Raw genomic sequence first — 21,492 nt, 5'->3', positions numbered from 1 at the left:
GACCGCGCTGTCCCCTGCGCCGCACGGACGGTCAGCAGATCCATGCCGCCGTAATTCCACGTTAGACCTCTTGGCCCCTATGTCAACGGCGGATTCCGGCGCCACCGGGCGCCGCCGACCAGCCGCAGGTCACGGGCGTTCACTTGCCGCCCACGTGCCTTTCAGGTGCCGCGGATGATCCTCCGAAGCCGCTCGAGCCGGGTGGCGATGTCGCGTTCGGCCCCGTTGCCGGTGGGTTCGTAGTAGTTGCGCCCGACGAGGTCGTCCGGCGGGTATTGCTGCGTGGCGACGGCGTGCGGGGCATCGTGGGCGTATTTGTAGCCCTTGCCGTGGCCGAGCTGTTTCGAGCCCGGGTAGTGGGCGTCGCGAAGGTGGGCGGGGATGCCGTTCCCGAGCCCGGCGCGGACGTCGGCGATCGCCTGGTTAATGCCCATGTACGCGGCGTTGGACTTCGGCGCGGTGGCCAGATGCACCACGGCTTCGGCGAGGATGATGCGGCCTTCCGGCATGCCGATCAGCTGTACGGCCTGGGCCGCCGCGACGGCGGTCTGCAGCGCAGTCGGGTCAGCCATGCCGACGTCCTCAGCCGCCGAGATCACGATCCTGCGGGCCACGAACCGGGGGTCCTCGCCCGCCTCCAGCATCCGGGCCAGGTAGTGCAGCGCGGCGTCGACGTCGGAACCCCGGATCGACTTGATGAACGCGCTGGCGACGTCGTAATGCTGGTCCCCGGCCCGGTCGTAGCGGACGGAAGCAACATCCAGGGCGCGTTCGGTGTGTTTGAGCTCGATCTTCACCGGGGCCGCCTCGGGCGCCCCGCTGGCTGTGCCGGCTACGACTGCGTCGGCGTCGTCCGCGTCCCCGAACGCGACGCCGGCCGCCGCCTCAAGCGCGGTCAGCGCACGGCGGGCATCCCCGCCGGAGAGCCGGACGAGGTGTGCCAGGGCCTCGTCGCTGAGTTCCACTTTGCCGCCGAGCCCGCGGTCATCCGTTGCGGCCCGCAGGAGAAGGCCCTCGACATCGGCGTCGGTGAGCGGTTTGAGCGTCAACAGCAGGGAGCGCGATAGCAGCGGGGAAACGACGGAGAAGGAGGGGTTTTCGGTGGTCGCGGCGACCAGGACCACCCAGCGGTTTTCGACGCCGGGCAATAGGGCGTCCTGCTGGGCCTTGTTGAAGCGGTGGATCTCATCCAGGAACAACACAGTGGTGGTTTTGAACAGGTCACGGGCGGTGAGGGCTTCGTCCATGACGCGGCGGACGTCCTTGACGCCGGCAGTGATGGCGGAGAGCTCGACGAACTTCCGCCCTGGGCCCTTGGCGATGACGTGCGCGAGCGTGGTTTTGCCGGTACCCGGAGGGCCCCAGAGGATCAGCGAACTGGGACCCGCGGGGCCGGTGGCGTCCGTGCCTGCGGCGAGCTGGCGCAGCGGCGAGCCGTGGCCGAGGAGGTGCTGCTGGCCCACCACGTCATCAAGTGTCCGAGGCCGCATCCGGACGGCGAGCGGGCTGCGCGGGGAGACCCGGCGGCTCTCGCCGGTCTGGTCAGCGTCGCCCTCATCCTCGATAGCGGCGCCGCCGTCCCGCCCTGCGCCAAAGAGATCATCCACATAGATAGGCTACTTCTAGTTCCCGCCTGCCCAGACAACCTCGTAACGGAGACCCGCGCCATGACAACACCCGACACCCGTGTGGCGTTCGTCTCCGGGGCGCGGCTGCCGGGCTGGGTGGACCGCTTCGCCGCGAGCCACGGCGCACTGGTGGAGGAGGAGCTCGACGCCGGTCTGCAGCTGCGCGCCGCCGACGGCGCCGTAGCCCTGCTCCAGGCGCCGTGGCCGGCGGACGGCCGTCCTGGGCGCGGCGGCGACGCCGTCGCCCGCCTCGCTTCCCTGGCGTCCCAGTCGCGGAGCATCGGCACCGTGCTGGTCCGCCGCGGCGGATATTCGGTGGCTGTGGTCAGCGCCGGCACCGTGCTGGCGTCCAAGACCGGCACGCGCCACGTCCAGTCGCGGACGGCTGCCGGCGGCTGGTCCCAGCAACGTTTTGCCCGGCGGCGCGCCAACCAGGCCGATGCCCTGGTGGAGGCCGTCGCCGAGCACGCCGGGCGGATTTTCGCGGAGCACCCGATCGAGTATCTGGCTCCCGGCGGCGACCGGACCCTTGCCGAGCAGGTCCTCGCCGAACCGGTTCTGAAGCAGTACGCGGCACGGCCGAGGCTGGCGGTCCTCGACGTCCCGGATCCGCGCGCCGCAGTGCTGAAGAAGGCGGCCGCGGACCTGTGCGCGGTGCGGATCCTGGTGACGGATCCGCAGGCGTAGGATAATCCGCCGTTCCATCCCCCAATGTATACAGATGGAATGACGGCCTCTTCGCTATCCGGCTACCGGACGCCGCGGCTACTCTTCCGGCGCCAGAGTGACGGTGACGCCGTCGAGGGCGAATTCGCCATGATGGACTCCCCCGGCCGTTCGGCGTCAGACGCCGGCCGCGCGGGTTACACCGCGATCGGCGGCGAGTTTGGCGACGTCGCGTCCCGCCCGGTAGCCGAACACCAGGGCCGGGCCGATGTGGGAGCCGTAGCCAGGGTAGCCGCCGCCGAAGACGCTGACCGCTGCCGCACCGACGGCGATCAGGCCGGGAACGGCGGTTCCCTCCTCGGTAACTACCTCGGAGCGTTCGTTGACGCCGATGCCGGCGAATGTGCCCAGGTCGCCAATCTGGATCTTGGCCGCATAGTACGGGCCCCTGCCGACAGGGGCCAGATTGGGGTTCGGCTTGTGTTCCATATCGCCGCGGAAGTGGTTGTACAGGGTGGAGCCACGGCCGAACGCCGGGTCCTCGCCGCGTTCCGCTGCCGGATTGAACCCGGCCACAGTCTCCTTCAAACCCGCGGCGTCGATGCCGAGCTTGCCTGCCAGCTCCGCCAGGGTGTCCCCCTTGACCAGGTAGGCCGTTTTGTAGAAGTAGCCGCGCGGCATCGGCCAGGGCTTGGCATAGCCGATGCCGTACTTGTGCATCGTCCTGGCGTCACCAATCACATACCCGAACGTCTTGTCCTCGTCCTTGTTGTGCTCGATCATGGCCCCGCCGAAGTCGTGATAGCTCAGGGCTTCGTTCCCGAAGCGCTTGCCGTGACGGTCGACGGCGATCAGTCCCGGCAGCCCGATGGCCCGCAGGTGCGGGAAGAGGCGCTCTTTACCGCTGAGGTACTTGAAGACAGTTACCGGCGCCCAGGACCCCACACTGAACACCGAGTTGTCGATGTGCCCGCCCACGCTGATTGCCAGGGTGGCAGCGTCACCGCCGTGGCCCACGGTCGGGGTGAAGTGGTCGTCACCGTCGGCGTCGTGCGGGAAGTACCGCTTCCGCAGTTCCTTGTTGCCGGAGAAACCACCGGCAGCGAGGATAACGCCGAGCCGTGCGGCCACAGTCGCGGCGTGGTCTCCCCCAATGACCGCTCCGGTGATAGTGCCGGCGTCGTCCCTGGTCAGGGAGAGGACAGGAGATGAATTCCAGAGTCGCACTCCCAAGTCATCGGCGCTCTTGACCATGCGGGTCATCAGCGCGTTGCCGTTGGAACGCAGGACCGGCCGCTTATAGCGGGCGGCATCGGCCCAGGTGCGCAACAACTTCTTCGCCACGTAGACGAACGACTTGACCGACTGGTTGACGTGGAAGAACTCGTTGATGTCCGGACCCACCTGTGGCATGTAGCCAAAGACAGTGTAGGAACTCATGTAGGGCTGCATCAGGAGCCGCTTGTCCCCCAGCACGCGTGCGTCGACATCCTGCGGCAGTATTGCCCGCCCTGAGAGTTTCGCGCCGGGCAGGTCCATCTTGTAGTCCGGCGACTTCTCCGGGTAGGTGAACTTCACGTCGGTCTCGTTCTCGAAGAAGGCGATGGCCTCCGGCACGGTATCCAGGAAGTCACGGACGCCGGTCTGGTTGAACGTCTCCGGCGCCAGGCTTCGCAAGTAGGTCTCCGCTGCCTCGCGGGTATCGCCCTGCTCTACGCCCTGCTTGTTGCCGGGGACCCACGCCCAGCCCGCGGAGATCGCCGTCGTGCCGCCGAAATACTGCTCCTTCTCGGCCACAATCACGTTCAGGCCTTGCGAGGCGGCCTTCAACGCTGCGGCCATTCCGGCCGCACCGGAGCCGATGACGAGGACATCACAGAGGACGGGTATATTCATGGTTTTGCTCCGTTCAGTCGGCCGCGCGCTTCGCTGCGGCAGCCGGGGTTGAATGCTAGTCCCCCAGTAGAGCCGGTGACGGCCAGCCCCGTGAGCAGGATTACCATTGAGCGGGAATATGGTTCCCTGAGGAGGGCGTGTGGCGAATTCCCCATCGGGCGAGTCGATCATCGGACGATTCGTCAGAATCGTCAGCGCCTTCGACGACAGCCACACCTCCATGAGCGTCGCCGAACTGGGTCGCCGCACCGGACTGCCGGTGACCACCACCTACCGCCTCGTTAACGAACTCCTCCTCGAGCGGCTTCTTGAGCGCGAACCTGGAGGTGACATCCATATCGGAACGCGGATGTGGGAACTCGTTTCCCGAGGGTCCAAGATGCTGGGGCTGCGGGAGGCCGCCTTGCCGTTCATGGAGGACGTCCAGGCCGTGGTGCAGCACTCCACCACCCTGGGCATCCTTGATTCAGACGAGGTCCTGTATATCGAGCGGCTGGGCTCCGACAAGACCATTGTGGACATCACCAAGATCGCCGGCCGCCTCCCCGTCCATGCGACGTCCTCCGGACTGGTCCTGCTGGCCCACTCCCCCGCCGCCTACCAGGACCGCATCCTTGCCCGGCCCCTGACGAAGTTCACCGAAACCACCCTGACCGATCCCGCTTTGCTGCGCCGGCACCTGGCCGAGATCAGGCAACGCGGCTTCGCTGCCATGCCCGGCGTGATCGTGCCGGAGTCCAGCGGCATCGCGGTCCCCGTCTTCGGCCCGGACAACACCATCCGCGCCGCACTCAGCGTGGTGGTGCCGCGCAACGAGGAGAACGCGGCCGCCCGCGTACCCGTCCTGATGGCTGCCGCGCGGGGCATTTCGCGGGCCCTCGGCTGGCAGGGAGAACTCAAGGGAACCCTCCGCCAAAGCCACTAAGGCATTCCATTTCCGTTCATCGGGAATCGCGTGGTTGCCGTCACAGACTCACTGTCACTCTGGCTTAGTCGCAGCGAAGATGCTGCAGGAGCACGAGGAGCACCACATGAACCCCACACAGAGCCGCGTGGCCGGAAAGACCGCCATCGTCACCGGCGGCCGCGGAGATCTGGGCGGCGCCACCGCCGCCCTGCTGGCCGAGCACGGCGCGAAGGTCGCCAGCCTCGACGTTGCCGGCATCCCGGCCGGCGCCACTCACGAAAACATCAGCGAGTACGACGTCGACGTCACCAGCGAGGACAGCGTCGCCGAGACGATCCGCCGCGTCACCGACGACCTCGGCGCCCCCGACATCCTGGTCAACGCCGCCGGCATCATCGGCCCGGCCGGCGCGTCCCACACCGCCACCGTCTCTGACTTCGACACGATCTTCGACGTCAACGTCAAGGGCGTCTGGCTGATGACCAAGCACGTGGTCCCGGGAATGATCGAGAAGGGCGCCGGCAGCATCATCAACTTTTCGTCCATCCATGGCATCACGGGCGGCCGGAACGTGCCGCTCTACCACGCCACGAAGGGCGCCGTCCGGCTGCTGAGCAAGTCCGATGCGGCAGCCTACGGCAGCCACGGCATCCGGGTGAACTCCATCCATCCAGGTTCCATGAACACCCGGATGAGCCGCCGCTCCGCCGAACAGTCCGAGATCGGCGCGGAACAGTATTACAAGCAGCTCGTCGGCTCCAATCCGCTGCCCCGGCAGGGCGAACCGGACGAAATCGCCTACGGCGTCCTGTACCTGGCCTCGGACGAATCCCGCTTCACTACGGGTTCGGAACTCGTGATCGACGGCGGCTACACCGCCGTCTGACCTCTCCACCCCTGACCTGCCGCCCTTGCCCCAGTTTCCCGGAGCGGCTTACCGGCCGCGCAGGAACTTCTTCATTCCCTGAAAGGCATCACCTATGAAATTCGTCCATGGAACCGACCTGGACCGCTACGACGTCGTCGTCGTCGGCTCCGGCGCCGGCGCCCTCACCGCGGCTGCCACCGCCGCACGTGCCGGCAAGTCCGTCGTCGTCCTGGAAAAGAGCGCCCTGCTGGGCGGCACCTCTGCCGTCTCCGGCGGCATGCTCTGGGTCGCCGACAACCACTACGCCCGGGAAGCCGGGATCGCCGATTCGAAGGAAGCGGCCGCCGAGTATGTCCGCGCCGTGGCGCGGGGCCGTGGGCGGGAAGAGCTCCTGGACGCCGCCCTGAACTACGGCGGCACGATGCTCCGCTTCGTCGAAGAGGAATGCGGCGTCCGCTTCATTTTCCTCAACAACTTCCCGGACTACCGCCAGGACCTGCCCGGCGCAATGGAGGGTGGCCGCACGGTGGAGCCCGAACTGTTCAACAGCAAGGAAGCCCTCGGCGCGCTCACCTCCCATGTCCGCACCGACGGCCGCGCCCCGTTCACGATGCAGGAATATGAAAACTGGGGAGCGTTCACCAAGTTCCCCTGGGATGACCTCGGCCAGCGCCAGGCCGACGGGCTCGTGGCCAAGGGCCAGGCCCTCGTGTCCATGCTCCTGGCTAGTCTGGTCCGCGACGGCGCCGCCCTCGTCACGGGTGCCCGCGGCCACCGGCTGCTCACGGACGGCGGCCGGGTGACCGGGGTCGAACTCGAATCCGGCGACATCTTCCAGGCGAACGACGGCGTGGTGCTGGCCACCGGCGGCTTCGAATGGGACAAGGCACTGGCCGACTCCATGCTTGCCTCACGGCTGTACACAATGTGCTCGCCGCCCTCGAACACCGGCGACGGCCTGCGGATGTCCCAGCGGATCGGCGGCCAGACCCGCGGCACCCGTGAAGCCTGGTGGGCGCCAATGTCCATTACCGGCGACACCCGCGACGGGCAGCCGATCGGGACCCTGCTCCGCTTCGAACGCCAGGGCCCGGGCTCGCTCATGGTCAACCGCCACGGCCGTCGCTTCGCCAACGAATCCCAAAACTACAACGACCTCGCCCGCAGCCTGCAGTCCTGGGATTCCGCCAGGAACCAGAGCCTCAACACCCCCGCGCATGTGATCGTGGACCACGCCTACATGGAGCGCTACGGCATCTTGGCACACCGCGCAGGCCAGCCCACCCCCGCCTACCTGATCGAGGCTCCGACGCTGGAGGAGCTCGCGGCGAAAATCGGCGTCCCGGCCGAAAGCCTGGCCGCCACGATGGCCAGGTTCAACGAGTTCGCCGTCAAGGGCGAGGACCCCGATTTCGGCCGGGGCGAAAGCGCGTACGACAAATACTGGGGCGACGACGAGAACCCCTACCCGAACCCGTCCCTCGGTCCGCTGCAGACCGGACCGTTCTACGCCATGGAAGTGGTCAACGGCGCGTTCGGCACGAACGGCGGCGTCGCCACCGATGGCCGGGCCCGGGTCCTGGACGTGGACAACCGCCCCATCGAGGGCCTCTATGCCGCCGGCAACACCACCGAAAACGCCTACGCCGCAGGGTACCCGGGTGCCGGCGCGACGCTCGGCCCGATCATGACCATGGGCTACCTCGCCGGCCGCACCATCGCCGGACAGGACCCCGAGTTCGTCTCCGGTTCCTCGGTCCCCGCCGAACTGATAGAAGCCTGAGATGATCCGCCACACCGTCCTCTTCAAGTTCAAACCGGACTTCCCGCCCGCCGACAAGCAGGCATGGATCACAGGACTCAACAGGATGACCGGGAACATCCCCGGCATGCTCAGCCTGACCCACGGCCCGGACCTGCTCAGCACCGAGCGCTCCTTCGACTACGCCATCGTGGCGGACTTCGAAAAGGTCGAGGACATCGCGGTATACAACACGCATCCGCTTCACGAGCCGCTCAAGGCGTACTCGTTTCCCAACAGCCAGCAGATCCTCGCGGTGGACTTCCATCTTGAGGCTACGAAGCCGGCGTCCACTGAGACATCGTCGTCTTAAGGAGATCACCATGCACACTGCATCCGCCCCACGCCTGGCCGCTCGCAAAACTCCGCGGAAGGCTGCCCTGGCATCCTTCCTGGGCAGCACCCTGGAGTACTACGACTTCTTCATCTACGGGACTGCCGCTGCGCTGGTGTTCCCGCACCTGTTCTTCCCGTCCGCCGACCCTGCCATCGGACTGATCGGCGCCTTCGCCACGTTCGGCGTCGCCTACGTGGCACGGCCGGTGGGCGGGCTGGTCATGGGCCACTTCGGCGACAAGCTGGGACGCAAGAAGATCCTGCTGCTCACCCTGGGCATCATGGGCCTGGCCTCGCTCGGCATCGGTTTCCTGCCGACCTATGAACAGGTCGGCGTCTTGGCCCCGATCCTGCTCGTGGCGGGCCGGCTCGCCCAGGGCTTCTCCGCGGGTGCCGAGTCGGCGGGCGCGTCCACGCTCACGCTTGAACACTCCCCGGACGGCAAACGCGGCTTCTTCACCAGCTTCGTGATGACCGGCTACGCCTCCGGCATGGTCCTAGCCACGCTCGTCTTCATTCCAGTCACGTCCATGCCGCAGGAAGCCATGATGAGCTGGGGCTGGCGCGTCCCGTTCTGGTTCTCGATCGTGGTCCTGGGCATCGCCTACTGGGTGCGGACCCACCTCGACGAAACTCCGGTCTTCGAGGAGGCCCAGGAGCACCGGCACGTCGCCCCGATGCCGGTCAAGGACGTCCTCAAGTTCCAGGGCGCCGATGTCCTGCGTGTGATGGGAATGTCCATCATGTCCGTCATGCAGACCATCTTCACGGTCTTCGGACTGGCGTACGCCACCTCCACGGCCGGTTTTGACCGGGCCTCCATCCTGACCGTCAACGCCGTGGCCATCGGCTTGTCGATGTTCGCCATGCCGCTGGCCGCGAAGCTCTCGGACCGGATCGGCCGGCGCCCGGTGCTGCTGACCGCCGCGATCGGCTGCTCCCTCACGATTTTCCTGTACTTCCTGGCCCTGTCCTCGGGCAACATTGTGCTGGTCTTCCTAGCCGCGTTCCTGAACATGACGGTGCTCTACTCCGGCTTCAACGGCATCTGGCCCTCGTTCTTCGCCGAGCAGTTCGCCGCCCCGGTGCGCTATACGGGCATGGCGATGGGCAATCAGCTGGGTCTGGTCTTGGCCGGCTTCGGCCCAATGATCGCCGGCATGCTCCTGACCCCGGGCGTCGCCGGCTGGGTTCCCGTGGCCGTCTTCGGCACGGTCTGCATGCTGATCGCCGCCGTCTCGGTGTACTTCTGCCGTGAGACGTACAAGACCCCGATTCAGGATCTGGGCGGCCCCTACCTGGCCGGGACCGCCCGGCGCCGAGAACTGCTTGCCGGGGAAAATCTCACCGGGCAGCAGGCTCTGCCGGCCATGCGGCTTCCCTGAACCGCCCCGACCCCGAGGAGACCCTCATGTCCAGAACCAGCCCCCGCAGCGCATTCCCGCACCGCTGGCCCATTCACGTGACCGGGCCCCGGACCTTGGGACTGCAGGGATCCAGCACACAGAGACCCATGCCGTGCGTGGCACCGGCTGCACACGGCGAGGTACCGCCGGCCGCACCTCGGACCTCCAATGGTCAACTGACTGCCTCGCCGTGGCTCGGCCTGCACTTCGAAACCGAAGACATGTAGAGTCCCGTGCTTCGCCTAAAGGCCCGTCGGCGTCTGCGGTGCCCGATTCGCTCGGGTGCCGCAGAAGCCGTTTTAGCAGCCGGTCAAATGCCGCTTGGGCCTGTCCTGACGGTAGAGGTAGCGGCCGGCTTCGCGGAAGCCGGCGCCGGCGTAAAGCCCACGGGCACCGGCGTTGGAGGCCATGACCAGCAGCCAGTACCCCGCCAGGCCGCGGGCCCGGCCCTCGTGCAGCAGCGCCCGGACCACCCGGCCGCCATAGCCCCTACGCCGCGCATCCAGACGCGTTGCCATGCAGTACAGCCCGCCCCATCCGGGCCCGGACGGGCCGGGATGGGGCAAGGCGAGGCGTGCGACGGCGGCCGGCGCGCCGCCGTCGTCCCGCACCAGAGCGTACAGCGAGGGGCACCCTTCGAGAATGCCGCGGGCCACGGCGAGCTCGTCCGCTCCCCCGCGGCCGTCGACGCTCCACCACAGTTCCAGCCATTCCGCCGACGGCTGGGCCGAAATTTCCACGGCAGGTTCGGGGCCGCCGGAGCCCGCGCCGGACTCCTGTCCGGACTCAGCACCGGGAACATGGACGAGCACCAGAGTTTCGGACTGCCGGGTGAACCCTTCGGCGTCGAGCACCGCGTTGAGCGCCGCGTGGCGTGGGCCGTCAAAAATTTGGAAGATGAGCGGAAGCCGCCGGCTGCGGTACCAAAGCCGGGCGTCGCGGACTGCGGCGAGCTGCCGGTGCGGATCCTCGCCGGGGTCCCTCAGCCAGACCGAGTTCGCCCGCTGGGTCACCCCTGACGCCGCCCGCAGCACCCACCCGCCGGATTCCTCGCGCTCCGCGGCAGGCCACGCTGCATCCATCAGCGTCTCCAGCCCGGGGATGGATCCAGGAATCATCCCGGGGCGCGGGTCCAGGTTCATCGAGCTACTCCGTCCGGGACGAATGCGGGCTACAAATGACAGACGGCAGGGGCTCCCCGGTTGCCCGGGGAGCCCCTGCGGCTGAAGTTCGCAGGCTAGTCTCTACCGTCCTCAGGTTTCTTGGGCTGCGGCTTGAAGTCGACGCCGGCTTCCTTGCGCTGCTGCGCCGTGATGGGAGCGGGAGCCTGGGTCAGCGGATCGAAGCCGCCGCCGGACTTCGGGAACGCGATGACATCGCGGATGGACTCCACGCCGGCCAGCAGGGCAACCACGCGGTCCCAGCCGAAGGCGATGCCGCCGTGCGGAGGCGCTCCGAACTTGAAGCCCTCCAGCAGGAAGCCGAACTTGGTCTGGGCGTCTTCCTTGTCCAGGCCCATGAGCTCGAAGACGCGTTCCTGGACGTCGCGCTCGTGGATACGGATCGAGCCGCCACCAATTTCGTTACCGTTGCAGACGATGTCGTAGGCGTAGGACAGCGCCGATTCGGGATCGGTGTCGAAGGAGTCCATGAACTCGGGCTTGGGCGAGGTGAACGCGTGGTGGACGGCGGTCCACTTGCCTGCGCCGACGGCGACGTCGCCGGAGGCGACCGCGGCGGCGGCCGGCTCGAACATCGGCGCGTCCACGACCCAGCAGAAGGCCCAGTCAGCGGGGTTGATGAGCCCGGTGCGGTGGCCGATCTCGACGCGGGCAGCGCCGAGGAGCGCGCGGGACGGGGTCTTCTCGCCGGCTGCGAAGAAGATGCAGTCACCGGGCTTGGCGCCGACGGCGTCGGCGAGGCCCGCCCGCTCGGTCTCGGTGAGGTTCTTGGCGACGGGACCGGCGAGTTCGCCGTCCTCCTTGTACAGGACGTACGCCAGGCCCTTGGCGCCGCGCTGCTTGGCCCACTCCTGCCAGGCGTCGAGGGCCCGGCGGGCCTGGGAGGCGCCGCCGGGCATGACGACGGCGCCGACGTAAGGCGCCTTGAAGACACCGAAGTTGGTGTCCTTGAAGAATTCGGTCAGCTCGGTGAGCTCCTGGCCGAAGCGCAGGTCCGGCTTGTCCGAGCCGTAGCGGGCCATGGCGTCGTGGTAGGTGATGCGCTGGATCGGCGTCGGGATCTCGACGTCGATCAGCTTCCACAGGGCCTTGACGATGTTCTCGCCCAGTCGGATGATGTCGTCCTGTTCCACGAAGCTGGCCTCGATGTCCAGCTGGGTGAATTCCGGCTGGCGGTCTGCGCGGAAGTCCTCATCGCGGTAGCAACGGGCGATCTGGTAGTACTTTTCGAAGCCGCCCACCTGAAGGAGCTGCTTGAACAGCTGCGGGGACTGCGGCAGCGCGTACCAGGAACCCGGCGCCAGGCGGGCGGGGACCACAAAGTCGCGGGCACCTTCCGGCGTCGAACGGGTCAGCGTGGGGGTTTCGATCTCCACGTAGCCGTCCTGGTGAAGCAGTTCGCGGGCCACCCGGTTGGCTTCCGAACGCAGGCGCAGGTTACGGGCGGGGCCGGGGCGGCGCAGGTCCAGGTAGCGGTGCTTCAGGCGTGCTTCCTCGCCCACCTCAACGTGTTCGTCGATCTGGAACGGCAGCGGGTCCGAGGTGTTGAGGATCGTGACCTTCTCGGCCATGACCTCGATCTCGCCGGTGGGAAGCGCCGGGTTCTCGTTGCCTTCGGGACGCTGGGAGACGGTGCCGACGATCTGCAGCACATACTCGTTGCGCAGTCCGTGGAAGACCTCTTCTTCGCGGACCACAACCTGGGCGACGCCGGACGCGTCGCGCAGGTCAACGAATGCGACACCACCGTGGTCACGACGCCGGCCGACCCAGCCGGCGAGGGTTACGGTTTGTCCAATGTGCTCGGAGCGAAGTGATCCGAGGTCATGTGTGCGCAGCACAGCACGCCTTTCTGAAGAAGACAGAGGGAAAATCAAAAGCGATATCAAAACAATGACGTTCTAATAGGATCGCTACGGGAACGATCCCGTTCGAGTTTACCCGTTGGAAAGGCCCCTTTTGCCATGGCAACCCGGCACAACGGAAGCCAGCCCGGTGACCAGCCCCCGCGTCAGCCCCGCGATCAGCCCGACGGCCGGCCTGGCCCGCAGCGGCCACCTCAGCGGCTGCAGCGCCGCCTCGGCGTGTTCGATTCCACGGCGATTGGCCTGGGTTCGATGCTGGGCGCCGGCGTGTTCGTCGTGTTCTCCCCCGCTGCAGCCCTGGCCGGGCCGCTGCTGACGCTTGCCGTGGCCGTGGCCGGCGTCATCGCCTACTGCAATGCCGTCGCGTCGGCGCAGTTGGCGGCGAGGTACCCCGACAGCGGGGGAACTTACGTGTACGGGCGCCGGCAGCTCGGCCAGTGGCCGGGCTTCATTGCGGGCTGGGGTTTCATCACGGGTAAGACGGCGTCCTGCGCGGCGATGGCGCTGACGTTCGGGCACTACGTGGCGCCGGCTTATGCCACGCCGCTGGCGGTCGCCGGCGTCGTCGTCCTCACGGGAGTTAATCTGCTCGGCATCACGCGGACCGCACTGCTGACCAGGATCCTGCTGGCCGTCGTGTTGGCCACGCTCGTCTTCGTCGCCGTTGCGTCCCTGCTCGGTCCGCACCCGGCGGGCGCCCCTGCCGTGTCGGCGGCGCCGGCCTATCCCGCGCCGCCCTCCGGCGGCTGGGGCGTCCTTCCCGCGGCGGGGCTGATGTTCTTCGCCTTCGCGGGTTATGCGCGGATCGCCACCCTCGGCGAGGAGGTCAAGGATCCCGCCCGTACCATCCCGCGGGCCATCCTGGCCGCACTGGCCGGGGCCTTCGTGATCTACCTTGGCCTGGCCGCGCTGCTGCAGTGGCACCTGCCCCCGCAGCAGCTGGCTGGTTCGACGGCGCCCCTGCTGGACGCGGTGGCCGTCTCCCGCCTCGGCGCCGGCGTCCCGTTCGTCCAGGCCGGAGCGGCAGCGGCCTGCCTCGGCGCGCTGCTGGCCCTGATCACCGGGGTCGGCCGGACCACGTTGGCGATGGCGCGGGAACGGGACCTGCCCGCCCCGCTGGCCAGTGTGGGCCGCGCCCGCACTGTCCCGTTCACGGCGGAACTGGCCGTCGCGGCCGCCGTCGTTGTCCTGCTGCTGAGCACTGACGTGATGACCGTGGTCGGATTTTCCAGCTTCGGCGTGCTGGTCTATTACGCCGTGACGAACGCCGCGGCTTTCACGCTGGCCGGTCGCCCCTGGCATGCCCCGCGCTGGCTCAACGTGCTGGGTTTCCTCGGCTGCCTGGTCCTGGCCGTCACCCTGCCGCCGGCCTCCGTGCTGTTCATGGCGGCGGTGCTGGCGGCAGGGGTGGCCGGGCGGTTCCTCGTCCTGCTGCTGCGCCGGACGCGGGACGCTAGCGGGCCTGCCGGGAAGTCCTAGCTCGCGGCGATTACGCGCACGTGCAGGTCCTCCTTGGAGGGCGTCCACGAGGCCGGGTCGGCGTCGTACTGCTCGCCCGTGCGGATGTCTTTGACCTGGTGCTTGCCGTCGTCGTCAGTGAACCAGACAAACGGAATGCCGCGACGGTCGGCGAACTTGATCTGCTTGCCGAACTTCTCGGCCTTCGCGGCGACCTCCGTGGCGATGCCCCGGCTGCGCAGCTGCGCGGCGACATCCTGCGCCGCGGCCCAGCTGTCGTCGTTGTTCAGCGTCACCAGCACGGCGGTCGGCACGGAGCGCGTGGCCTTGGCCAGGTCCTGGCTCAGGATCCGCGACACCAGCCGGGTGACGCCGATGGAGAGGCCGACGCCGGGGAACTTGCGGTTGCCCTTGCTCGCCAGGGCGTCGTAGCGGCCACCGGAGCAGATCGAGCCCAGCTGCTCGTGCCCCACCAGGACGGTTTCCACCACGGTGCCGGTGTAGTAGTCGAGGCCGCGGGCGATGCTGAGATCGGCGACGACCCGACCCGGCGCGTGCTGGACAGCGGCCGCAATGACCTGCTCCAGCTCGTTCAGGCCTTCCTCCAACAGCTCGTTGGTGACGCCCAGCGCCCGGACCTGCTCCACAAAGGACGTGTCCTTGGTGCGGATGCCCGCGAGCTTCAGGGCAGCCTGCGCCTGATCGTCAGTGGCGCCGAGTTCCTCCTTGAGCAACTCGGCCACCTTCGCCGGCCCGACCTTCTCGAGTTTGTCGATGCTGCGCAGGACGCCCGCGGTGTCCGTGAGGCCGATCCCTGTGTAGAAGCCCTCGGCCAGCTTGCGGTTGTTGATCCGCAGCAGGAAATCGGGGATGGGCAGCGCGTTGAGCGCCTCCGCAATCACCAACGCGATTTCGACGTCGTACCGGAACGGCAGTTCGCCATCGCCGACGACGTCGATGTCCGCCTGGGTGAACTCGCGGGCCCGTCCCTCCTGGGGACGTTCGCCGCGCCAGACCTTCTGGATCTGGTAGCGGCGGAACGGGAACGCCAGGTAGCCAGCGTTTTCCACGACGTACCGGGCGAAGGGCACGGTGAGGTCGAAGTGCAGGGCAAGGGCATGGGGGTCGAACTTGGCCGCGGAGTCCTCATCGTCCTGGAGCCGGCTGAGACCATAGACCTCTTTGTCGATTTCCCCCTTGCGCAGCAACTGGCCCACCGTCTCCACGGCGCGGGTCTCGATCGAGGAGAAACCATGGAGTTCGAAGGTCCGGCGCAGCGTGTCCAGCACATGGAGTTCCACCAGCCGCTCCTCGGGAAGCCACTCGGGGAATCCTGACAGGGAGGCTGTGCGTGCCATGGTGAAATTTTCTCCTCTGGTTACCACTGCGGTATCTCGTTGCTACTGCAGTATCTTCGGGCGCGGGCGTCAGGCGGCATTCTCTCTATCGAAACGTAACGAAGATAAGCGGCAGACCGGCCAGTCGTGCATAAACTGTGTGCGGCAGTCAGTTTATGCGTTCGGCGCCTGCTTCTTCCAACGGAGCCGGACCCGGCGGGACTGCCGGCAGCTTGCTGCTGCTACCGCGACGGCGCCTACGGCCCCGTCATGGTGGCGGCCATACAACCAGGAGGACCTTTGGCGGCCAGTTCACGCAGCGCACGCGAGGCGAAGCGGCGCGTCCAGCAGATGGAGGCCAGGCGCGGCCTGCGCCGGGACCAGGACAAGCGCCGCAAGCGCGACAACGTCTTCGCCATCAGCGCCGGCACGGCAGCAATTGGCCTGGCTTTGGTGCTTCAGCTGACCGCCTTCGCCTCAAACCCGACCGAAGAGGAATTCGCGGCCGCGCAGGAGGGACTCAACAGCCCGTCGGCATCCGCCTCACCCACAGCGGCCCCGACGAACGGCGCGAACATCCCCAAGCCGGAGACCGCCGCGGGCAAGACGTTCACGGGCGAGCTCAAGCTGAACCGCGGCACGCTCGGCGTCGAACTCGACGGCACGAAGGCCCCCCAGGCCGCGGCGGTCTTCAAATCCCTTGCTGACCAAAAGTTCTACGACGGCGTCAGCTGCCACCGGCTGACCACGGCCGAGAACTTCGGCGTCCTCCAGTGCGGTTCCAAGGCCGGCGACGGCAGCAGCGACCCGGGCTACACCTGGGGCCCGCTGGAAAACACCCCGCAGGACAACAAGTATCCCGCCGGAACCATCGCAGTGGCCCGGACCGGCGGGAACGCCAACGGCAACGGCACCCAATTCTTCATTGTGTACAAGGACACCGTCATTCCAGCGGATGCCGCCGGGGGCTATACGGTGGTGGGCAAGGTGACCTCTGGACTCGACGTGGTGGGCGGTATTGCCGCCGCCGGACTGAAGCCCGGCGACAACGCCACCGACGGCGCACCTGTGGAACCAGTCACGATAGACTCGTTCTCACTGAAGTAACCAGCCGCGGCCCTCAAGGCCCTGGTCCCGGTATTTCCCTCCAAGCGAAAGACTTCTAGCGGTGACAGACAGTCAGAAATCCGACGAAACATTGGCAACAGCAGCTGCCAACGAAACCGAAACCGAGGCAACCCCCGCCGAGAGTGCAGGCGCTGCCGTAGACTCCGACGGCGAGACTGCGGCACCCGAGGCACCAGCCGCGGCCGGCGAGGAACCCGCCGCAGCCGGCGAGGAACTTACCGAGGCATCCGAGCCCACTGTGCCCGCCGTTCCGGCAGAACCCGCCGAGCCGGCGGCGACGGCCGTTCCGGCAGAACCCGCCGAGCCGGCGGAGACGGCCGAGCCTGTTGACCAAGCCGAAGCCACCGCCGCCCCGGTTCCGACGCCGGGTCCCGCGCCGGCCGCGCGTCCTGCACCGAGCCCGGCAGCATTTGCCGGCCGGCCGAAGGCCAAGCCGTCTGCGGCCGCACCGGCTCCGGCCCCGGCGGCCGTGTCCTCCGCAGCCTCACTGGCCGAAGCGGCCCGCTGGGGCCGTGTTGAAGGCGACGGCCACGTCTTCCTGACCGTTGACGGCACGGAATACCCCGTAGGCCAGTACCCGGGGGTCAGCGAGGACGAGGCCCTGGGCTACTTCGCCCGGAAGTTCGAGGACGTCGTGGCCCAGATCGTCCTGCTGGAACAGCGGGTGAGTTCCAAGGCGCCCACCGCGGACATGCAGAAGACCGTCACGCACCTGCGCGAGCAGCTCGCCGAGCGGAACATGGTGGGCGACATCCGCTCCGCCGAGGCCCGGCTGGACGCTCTGGTGACACAGATCGGCGAGCTGGAAAAGGCTGAGAAGGCCGAGCACGACGCTGTCCGCGCCGCTGAGCTTGCCGCCCGCGAGGCGATCGTGGCCGAGGCCGAGGAAATTGCCGGCCACGATCCCGCGCAGATCCAGTGGAAGACCTCCAGCGCGCGGATGAACGAACTCTTCGAGAGCTGGAAGACCGCCCAGAAGAGCGGCGTCCGGCTCGGCCGCAGCAATGAGGACGCACTGTGGAAGCGGTTCCGCGCCGCCCGCACGGTGTTTGACCGGCACCGCCGCGCGTACTTCTCCCAGCTGGACAGCAACAATTCGGCGGCCAAGGCCGCAAAGGAGAAGCTCATCACCGAGGCCGAGGCCCTTTCGTCCTCGACCGACTGGGGTTTTGCCGCCGGCGAATACCGCCGCCTGATGGATGAGTGGAAAGCCTCTCCCCGCGCCAGCCGCAAGGACGACGACGCGCTGTGGGCCCGCTTCCGCGCCGCACAGGACGTCTTCTTCACCAACCGCCAGGCAGCCAACGACGAGATCGACCAGGAATACGGTGCGAACCTGGTGGTAAAGGAAGCGCTCCTGGTGGAAGCCAACGAGCTCCTGCCGATCAAGGATCTCGCGGCAGCCAAGAAGGCACTGCAGTCCATCCGGGACCGCTGGGAAGAAGCCGGCAAGGTGCCGCGTGCCGACATGGGCCGCATCGAAGCCGGTCTGCGGAAGGTGGAGGACGCTGTCCGCCACGCCGAGGACGAAAACTGGAAGCGCTCCAACCCGGAGACGAAGGCGCGCACCAACAGCGCCCTCACCCAGCTCGAGGCCGCCATTGCCGGCCTCAAGGAAGATCTGGCCAAGGCGGAGAAGGCCGGCGACGAGCGCAAGATCAAGGCCGCCCGGGAAGCCCTCGAGGCACGCCAGGCCTGGCTGGAGCAGCTCGAGCGCTCAGCGAGCGAACTCTCCTAGGCACGCGGCACCTCCGTACGAAGTACACCAGCAGGTCAGTCCAGGCCCCGTTTCGGTTATCCACATGACCGGCACGGGGCCTGTTCTATGTCCGGGGAACCGGGAACGATGGCGGAATGGTAATCATGCCCCGCGCTCCCACCGCTCCGCCGGTTCCGGGCCGGCACGCCCTGGTGCCGGGACCTCCGGTGCCGGGGACTCCAAGTCCAGGTGCGGGGCCGGAACACTGCGAGCTCTACTCCCCCGGCGCGCTGTTCTCCTGGCCGGAGCTGCAGGCCATGGCCGCCGACGGCGTGCTGACGCAGCTGTATCAGCGCGGCTACCTGCCGCCCGGGTCCCACGCCAGTCCGCAGCTTCGCGCGCGGGCCGCGTCCCTGGTGTTGGCCCCGGCGATCCGGCAGCGGGTCGTGGCGGGCCGGATGACCGCGGCATGGATCTATGGGTGTGCCACGGAGCCGGACCGCCTGGCGCTGCTGGTTGACGCCAACCGGCGGATCTCCAGTCTGCGGTCCGTGCGCGGCTGCACCTTCCACGAAGTTCGCCTGGGGCCGTTCGACGTCGTGAGCATGGGAGGCCTGATGGTGTCCAGCCCGCTGCGCACGGCCGTGGACGTCGCGATGCACGTGGACGTGGAGCGGGCCGTGCCGGCCCTCAGGGCGCTGTTGGCTCGTCCCGGGCTGGGCGTCCGCCTGCGGCTGCTCAGGCTCGCCGTGGAGGCGAGTCCGCGCGTTCCGCATAAGCGGGCGGCCCTGGCGAAGCTCGCCGCCCTCACGGCAGAGCCGGCGGCGCCAGATTGATCCCGGGCAGTAAGCGGTGGACCGCGGCCTGAACTGCCGGGTCAGCTACGGCGGCGGTTTCCGGTGGTGCGGTACACGTCGAAGACGCCGTCGATCCTGCGGACCGCGCTGAGCACGTGGCTGAGGTACTTCGGGTCGCCCATCTCGAAGGCAAACTTGGAGATTGCCACCCGGTCAGTGGACGTGTGCACGCTCGCCGCCAGGATGTTGACGTGGTTTTCCGAGAGCACCCGGGTGACGTCGGAGAGCAACGATTTGCGGTCCAGCGCCTCGACCTGGATTTCCACCAGGAACACGCTGGACTGTGTGGGGGCCCAGTCCACCTCCACGATCCTGTCCGGCTGGTCCATCAGGCCGCTCACGTTGGTGCAGTCGGTCCGGTGCACGGAGACCCCGGAGCCACGCGTGACGAAGCCCAGGATCGGATCCGGCGGGACCGGCGTGCAGCACCGGGCGAGCTTGACCCAGACGTCGTCCACGCCGCGGACAACGACGCCGGAATCGGAGAACCGGGCCTTGCTGACCTGGGTGGGGATGGAGACCTCGGTGAGGGCATCGTCCGGGTGCTCGTTCCCGCCCAGGCTCTCCACCAGGCGTTCCATCACGGACTGGGCGGAGGTGTGGCCGTCGCCCACGCCAGCGTAGAGCCCGGAGATGTCAGCGTATTTGAAGTCCTCGGCGATCGCCGCGAGGGCGTCGTGGGTCATGAGCCGCTGCAGCGGGAGGTTTTGCTTCCGCATCGCTTTGGTCAGCAGGTCCTTGCCGCGGTCAATCGCTTCCTCGCGGCGTTCCTTGCTGAACCATTGCCTGATCTTGTTCCGGGCCCGGGCACTCTTGACGAAGTGCTGCCAGTCCTGGCTGGGGCCGGCTCCTTCGGCCTTCGAGGTGAAGATCTCGACCCAGTCGCCGTGGTTCAGTTCGCTGTTGAGCGGAACGAGCTTGCCGTTGACGCGTGCGCCGATAGTCCGGTGGCCCACCTCGGTGTGCACGGCGTACGCGAAGTCGACGGGTGTGGACCCGGCGGGGAGGGCCATGACCTCGCCCTTGGGGGTGAAGACGAACACTTCCCGGGCGTTGATTTCAAAGCGGAGGGAGTCGAGGAATTCGCCGGGGTCCGACGTTTCCTGCTGCCAGTCCACGAGGGAACGCAGCCAGCCCATGTCGCCGTCGCGCGGGCTGCCGGGGCCGGCCGCCGTCCGGTTCGGCTGGTCCTTGTACTTCCAGTGCGCGGCGACGCCGTACTCGGCCCGGCGGTGCATCTCGTGGGTGCGGATCTGGATTTCGACCGGCTTGCCGCCGGGACCGATCACCGTGGTGTGCAGCGACTGGTACATGTTGAACTTGGGCATCGCGATGTAGTCCTTGAACCGCCCGGGCAGGGGGTTCCAGCGCGAGTGCATCGCGCCCAGGGCCGCGTAACAGTCCCGGACAGAATCGACCAGAACGCGCACGCCCATGAGGTCGTTGATGTCGTCGAAGTCTTTGTCGCGGACGATCATCTTCTGATAAATCGAGTAGTAGTGCTTTGGCCGCCCGGTGATCGTGGCCTTGATCTTCGCGGCCCTGAGGTCCTCGGTGATCTGGTTGCGGATGACCCCCAGGTTCTTTTCGCGTTCCGGGGTCCGGTCCCCCACCATGCGCACGATTTCCTCGTACACCTTCGGATAGAGGGCAGCGAAGGACAGGTCCTCCAGCTCCCACTTGATCGTGTTCATGCCAAGCCGGTGGGCCAGCGGCGCGAAGATTTCCAGCGTTTCCCGGGCCTTGCGGGCCGAGGACTCAGCCGAGACAAAACGCCACGTGCGGGCATTGTGGAGCCGGTCGGCGAGTTTGATCATCAGGACGCGGATGTCCTTGGCCATGGCGACGACCATTTTGCGCACGGTCTCGGACTGGGCCGCCTCGCCGAAGCTGACCTTGTCCAGCTTCGTGACGCCGTCCACCAGCATGGCCACTTCCGGACCGAACTCGGTCTTCAGGTCGGCGAGGGTGTAGGACGTGTCTTCGACGGTGTCATGCAGCAGGGCCGCGGCCAGCGTGGTGCCGCTGAGGCCGAGTTCGGCGAGGATGGTGGCCACTGCGACGGGGTGGGTGATGTACGGGTCGCCGCTCTTGCGCTTCTGGCCCCGGTGGCAGCGCTCGGCGACCACGAAGGCGCGCTGGATGAGATCGAAATCCTCTTTGGGGTTGTTGGCGCGCACAGTGCGCAGCAACGGCTCCAAAATCGGCGAGTAGGCCGGAGTACCACGGCCCGTCAGCCGGGCAAGGCGGGACCTCGTGCGCTCGCGCCGGCCGGGAAAAGTGGGCCGGGCACCGGAGTTGTCCACCGGCACGGGAACATCGGGGCGTCCGGGAACCACCAGGCCAGTCTGTGAACCCTGGCCTTGGCCCTTGTCCGCAGGTGCCTCCGGCACCGGCGTCGAACGTTCTTCCAATGGAGCACCTCTCGCGACCGGTTAATTATTCAAGTGTATTCCCGC

Annotated in this window: 16 protein-coding genes; 10 read left to right on the top strand and 6 right to left on the bottom strand. The window is 67.6% G+C overall.

Translation table 11 applies throughout. The features are described 5' to 3' along the window. Positions 1-161 precede the first annotated feature (161 nt). Positions 162-1,490: a replication-associated recombination protein A gene (locus ARTB_RS01890; RefSeq protein WP_439954081.1), complete on the bottom strand. Its 1,329-nt coding sequence runs from the start codon at positions 1,488-1,490 to the stop codon at positions 162-164. Between the two features lie 177 nt (positions 1,491-1,667). On the opposite strand from ARTB_RS01890, the gene ARTB_RS01885 reads away from it, so the two are divergent. Continuing rightward, positions 1,668-2,315, top strand: coding sequence for an acVLRF1 family peptidyl-tRNA hydrolase (locus ARTB_RS01885; RefSeq protein ID WP_243177364.1), 648 nt, complete (start codon positions 1,668-1,670; stop codon positions 2,313-2,315). A gap of 156 nt (positions 2,316-2,471) precedes the next feature. Here ARTB_RS01885 and ARTB_RS01880 read toward each other — a convergent pair whose 3' ends face one another. Beyond that, positions 2,472-4,190 (bottom strand): FAD-dependent oxidoreductase, encoded by a 1,719-nt coding sequence (locus ARTB_RS01880; protein WP_243177363.1) that lies wholly within the window; start codon positions 4,188-4,190, stop codon positions 2,472-2,474. Positions 4,191-4,329: 139 nt separating this feature from the next. Here ARTB_RS01880 and ARTB_RS01875 point away from each other — a divergent pair, with 139 nt between their 5' ends. The 5 genes from ARTB_RS01875 to ARTB_RS01855 all read left to right on the top strand — a co-directional run bounded on the left by ARTB_RS01875 (position 4,330) and on the right by ARTB_RS01855 (position 9,487). Further along, the gene (locus ARTB_RS01875) at positions 4,330-5,115 is read left to right on the top strand and encodes an IclR family transcriptional regulator (RefSeq protein WP_243177362.1); all 786 of its coding nucleotides are present in this window, start codon (positions 4,330-4,332) and stop codon (positions 5,113-5,115) included. Positions 5,116-5,221: 106 nt separating this feature from the next. Then, positions 5,222-5,983, top strand: coding sequence for an SDR family NAD(P)-dependent oxidoreductase (locus ARTB_RS01870; protein WP_243177361.1), 762 nt, complete (start codon positions 5,222-5,224; stop codon positions 5,981-5,983). 94 nt (positions 5,984-6,077) lie between these two features. Continuing rightward, a complete protein-coding gene (locus ARTB_RS01865; protein ID WP_243177360.1) occupies positions 6,078-7,748 on the top strand; it encodes an FAD-dependent oxidoreductase in 1,671 nt (556 codons plus the stop codon). Between the two features lies 1 nt (position 7,749). After that, on the top strand, positions 7,750-8,079 hold the full coding sequence (locus ARTB_RS01860; RefSeq protein ID WP_243177359.1) for a Dabb family protein: 330 nt from the start codon (positions 7,750-7,752) through the stop codon (positions 8,077-8,079). A 10-nt stretch (positions 8,080-8,089) separates the two neighbouring features. Next, a complete protein-coding gene (locus tag ARTB_RS01855; protein ID WP_243177358.1) occupies positions 8,090-9,487 on the top strand; it encodes an MFS transporter in 1,398 nt (465 codons plus the stop codon). Between the two features lie 320 nt (positions 9,488-9,807). Here ARTB_RS01855 and ARTB_RS01850 read toward each other — a convergent pair whose 3' ends face one another. After that, on the bottom strand, positions 9,808-10,650 hold the full coding sequence (locus ARTB_RS01850) for a GNAT family N-acetyltransferase (protein WP_243177357.1): 843 nt from the start codon (positions 10,648-10,650) through the stop codon (positions 9,808-9,810). Positions 10,651-10,745: 95 nt separating this feature from the next. Further along, on the bottom strand, positions 10,746-12,530 hold the full coding sequence (gene aspS / locus ARTB_RS01845) for an aspartate--tRNA ligase (protein WP_028277684.1): 1,785 nt from the start codon (positions 12,528-12,530) through the stop codon (positions 10,746-10,748). 123 nt (positions 12,531-12,653) lie between these two features. Here aspS and ARTB_RS01840 point away from each other — a divergent pair, with 123 nt between their 5' ends. Further along, on the top strand, positions 12,654-14,033 hold the full coding sequence (locus tag ARTB_RS01840) for an APC family permease (RefSeq protein WP_243177356.1): 1,380 nt from the start codon (positions 12,654-12,656) through the stop codon (positions 14,031-14,033). Here the strand turns inward: ARTB_RS01840 and hisS are convergent. After that, a complete protein-coding gene (gene hisS / locus ARTB_RS01835) occupies positions 14,030-15,370 on the bottom strand; it encodes a histidine--tRNA ligase (protein ID WP_243177355.1) in 1,341 nt (446 codons plus the stop codon). The genes ARTB_RS01840 and hisS overlap by 4 nt on opposite strands. Before the next feature lie 279 nt (positions 15,371-15,649). Between hisS and ARTB_RS01830 the strand changes: the two genes are divergently transcribed. From ARTB_RS01830 to ARTB_RS01820, 3 genes are all read left to right on the top strand, one after another. Further along, on the top strand, positions 15,650-16,456 hold the full coding sequence (locus tag ARTB_RS01830; protein ID WP_243177354.1) for a peptidylprolyl isomerase: 807 nt from the start codon (positions 15,650-15,652) through the stop codon (positions 16,454-16,456). A 61-nt stretch (positions 16,457-16,517) separates the two neighbouring features. Further along, the gene (locus ARTB_RS01825) at positions 16,518-18,215 is read left to right on the top strand and encodes a DUF349 domain-containing protein (protein WP_243177353.1); all 1,698 of its coding nucleotides are present in this window, start codon (positions 16,518-16,520) and stop codon (positions 18,213-18,215) included. A gap of 116 nt (positions 18,216-18,331) precedes the next feature. Continuing rightward, positions 18,332-19,012 carry a type IV toxin-antitoxin system AbiEi family antitoxin gene (locus ARTB_RS01820; RefSeq protein WP_243177352.1) on the top strand — a complete coding sequence of 227 codons (681 nt, stop codon included), beginning with the start codon at positions 18,332-18,334 and terminating at the stop codon, positions 19,010-19,012. A 41-nt stretch (positions 19,013-19,053) separates the two neighbouring features. On the opposite strand, the gene ARTB_RS01815 is transcribed toward ARTB_RS01820, so the two are convergent. Then, complete coding sequence (locus ARTB_RS01815) at positions 19,054-21,372, bottom strand: RelA/SpoT family protein (protein ID WP_439954080.1); 2,319 nt, start codon at positions 21,370-21,372, stop codon at positions 19,054-19,056. Between the last annotated feature and the right edge of the window lie 120 nt (positions 21,373-21,492).

The sequence above is a fragment of the Arthrobacter humicola genome (assembly GCF_022803015.1).
GTDB lineage: Bacteria > Actinomycetota > Actinomycetes > Actinomycetales > Micrococcaceae > Arthrobacter > Arthrobacter humicola_A.
This window is presented reverse-complemented; position numbering and strand designations above follow the sequence as displayed.

Coding starts and splice junctions, on each gene's coding strand:
- ARTB_RS01880 (WP_243177363.1), bottom strand. CDS start 4,190: ATGAATATACCCGTCCTCTGTGATGTCCTCGTCATCGGCTCCGGTGCG.
- ARTB_RS01865 (WP_243177360.1), top strand. CDS start 6,078: ATGAAATTCGTCCATGGAACCGACCTGGACCGCTACGACGTCGTCGTC.
- ARTB_RS01860 (WP_243177359.1), top strand. CDS start 7,750: ATGATCCGCCACACCGTCCTCTTCAAGTTCAAACCGGACTTCCCGCCC.
- ARTB_RS01890 (WP_439954081.1), bottom strand. CDS start 1,490: ATGCGGCCTCGGACACTTGATGACGTGGTGGGCCAGCAGCACCTCCTC.
- ARTB_RS01870 (WP_243177361.1), top strand. CDS start 5,222: ATGAACCCCACACAGAGCCGCGTGGCCGGAAAGACCGCCATCGTCACC.
- ARTB_RS01840 (WP_243177356.1), top strand. CDS start 12,654: ATGGCAACCCGGCACAACGGAAGCCAGCCCGGTGACCAGCCCCCGCGT.
- ARTB_RS01850 (WP_243177357.1), bottom strand. CDS start 10,650: ATGAACCTGGACCCGCGCCCCGGGATGATTCCTGGATCCATCCCCGGG.
- ARTB_RS01885 (WP_243177364.1), top strand. CDS start 1,668: ATGACAACACCCGACACCCGTGTGGCGTTCGTCTCCGGGGCGCGGCTG.
- ARTB_RS01855 (WP_243177358.1), top strand. CDS start 8,090: ATGCACACTGCATCCGCCCCACGCCTGGCCGCTCGCAAAACTCCGCGG.
- hisS (WP_243177355.1), bottom strand. CDS start 15,370: ATGGCACGCACAGCCTCCCTGTCAGGATTCCCCGAGTGGCTTCCCGAG.
- ARTB_RS01820 (WP_243177352.1), top strand. CDS start 18,332: ATGGTAATCATGCCCCGCGCTCCCACCGCTCCGCCGGTTCCGGGCCGG.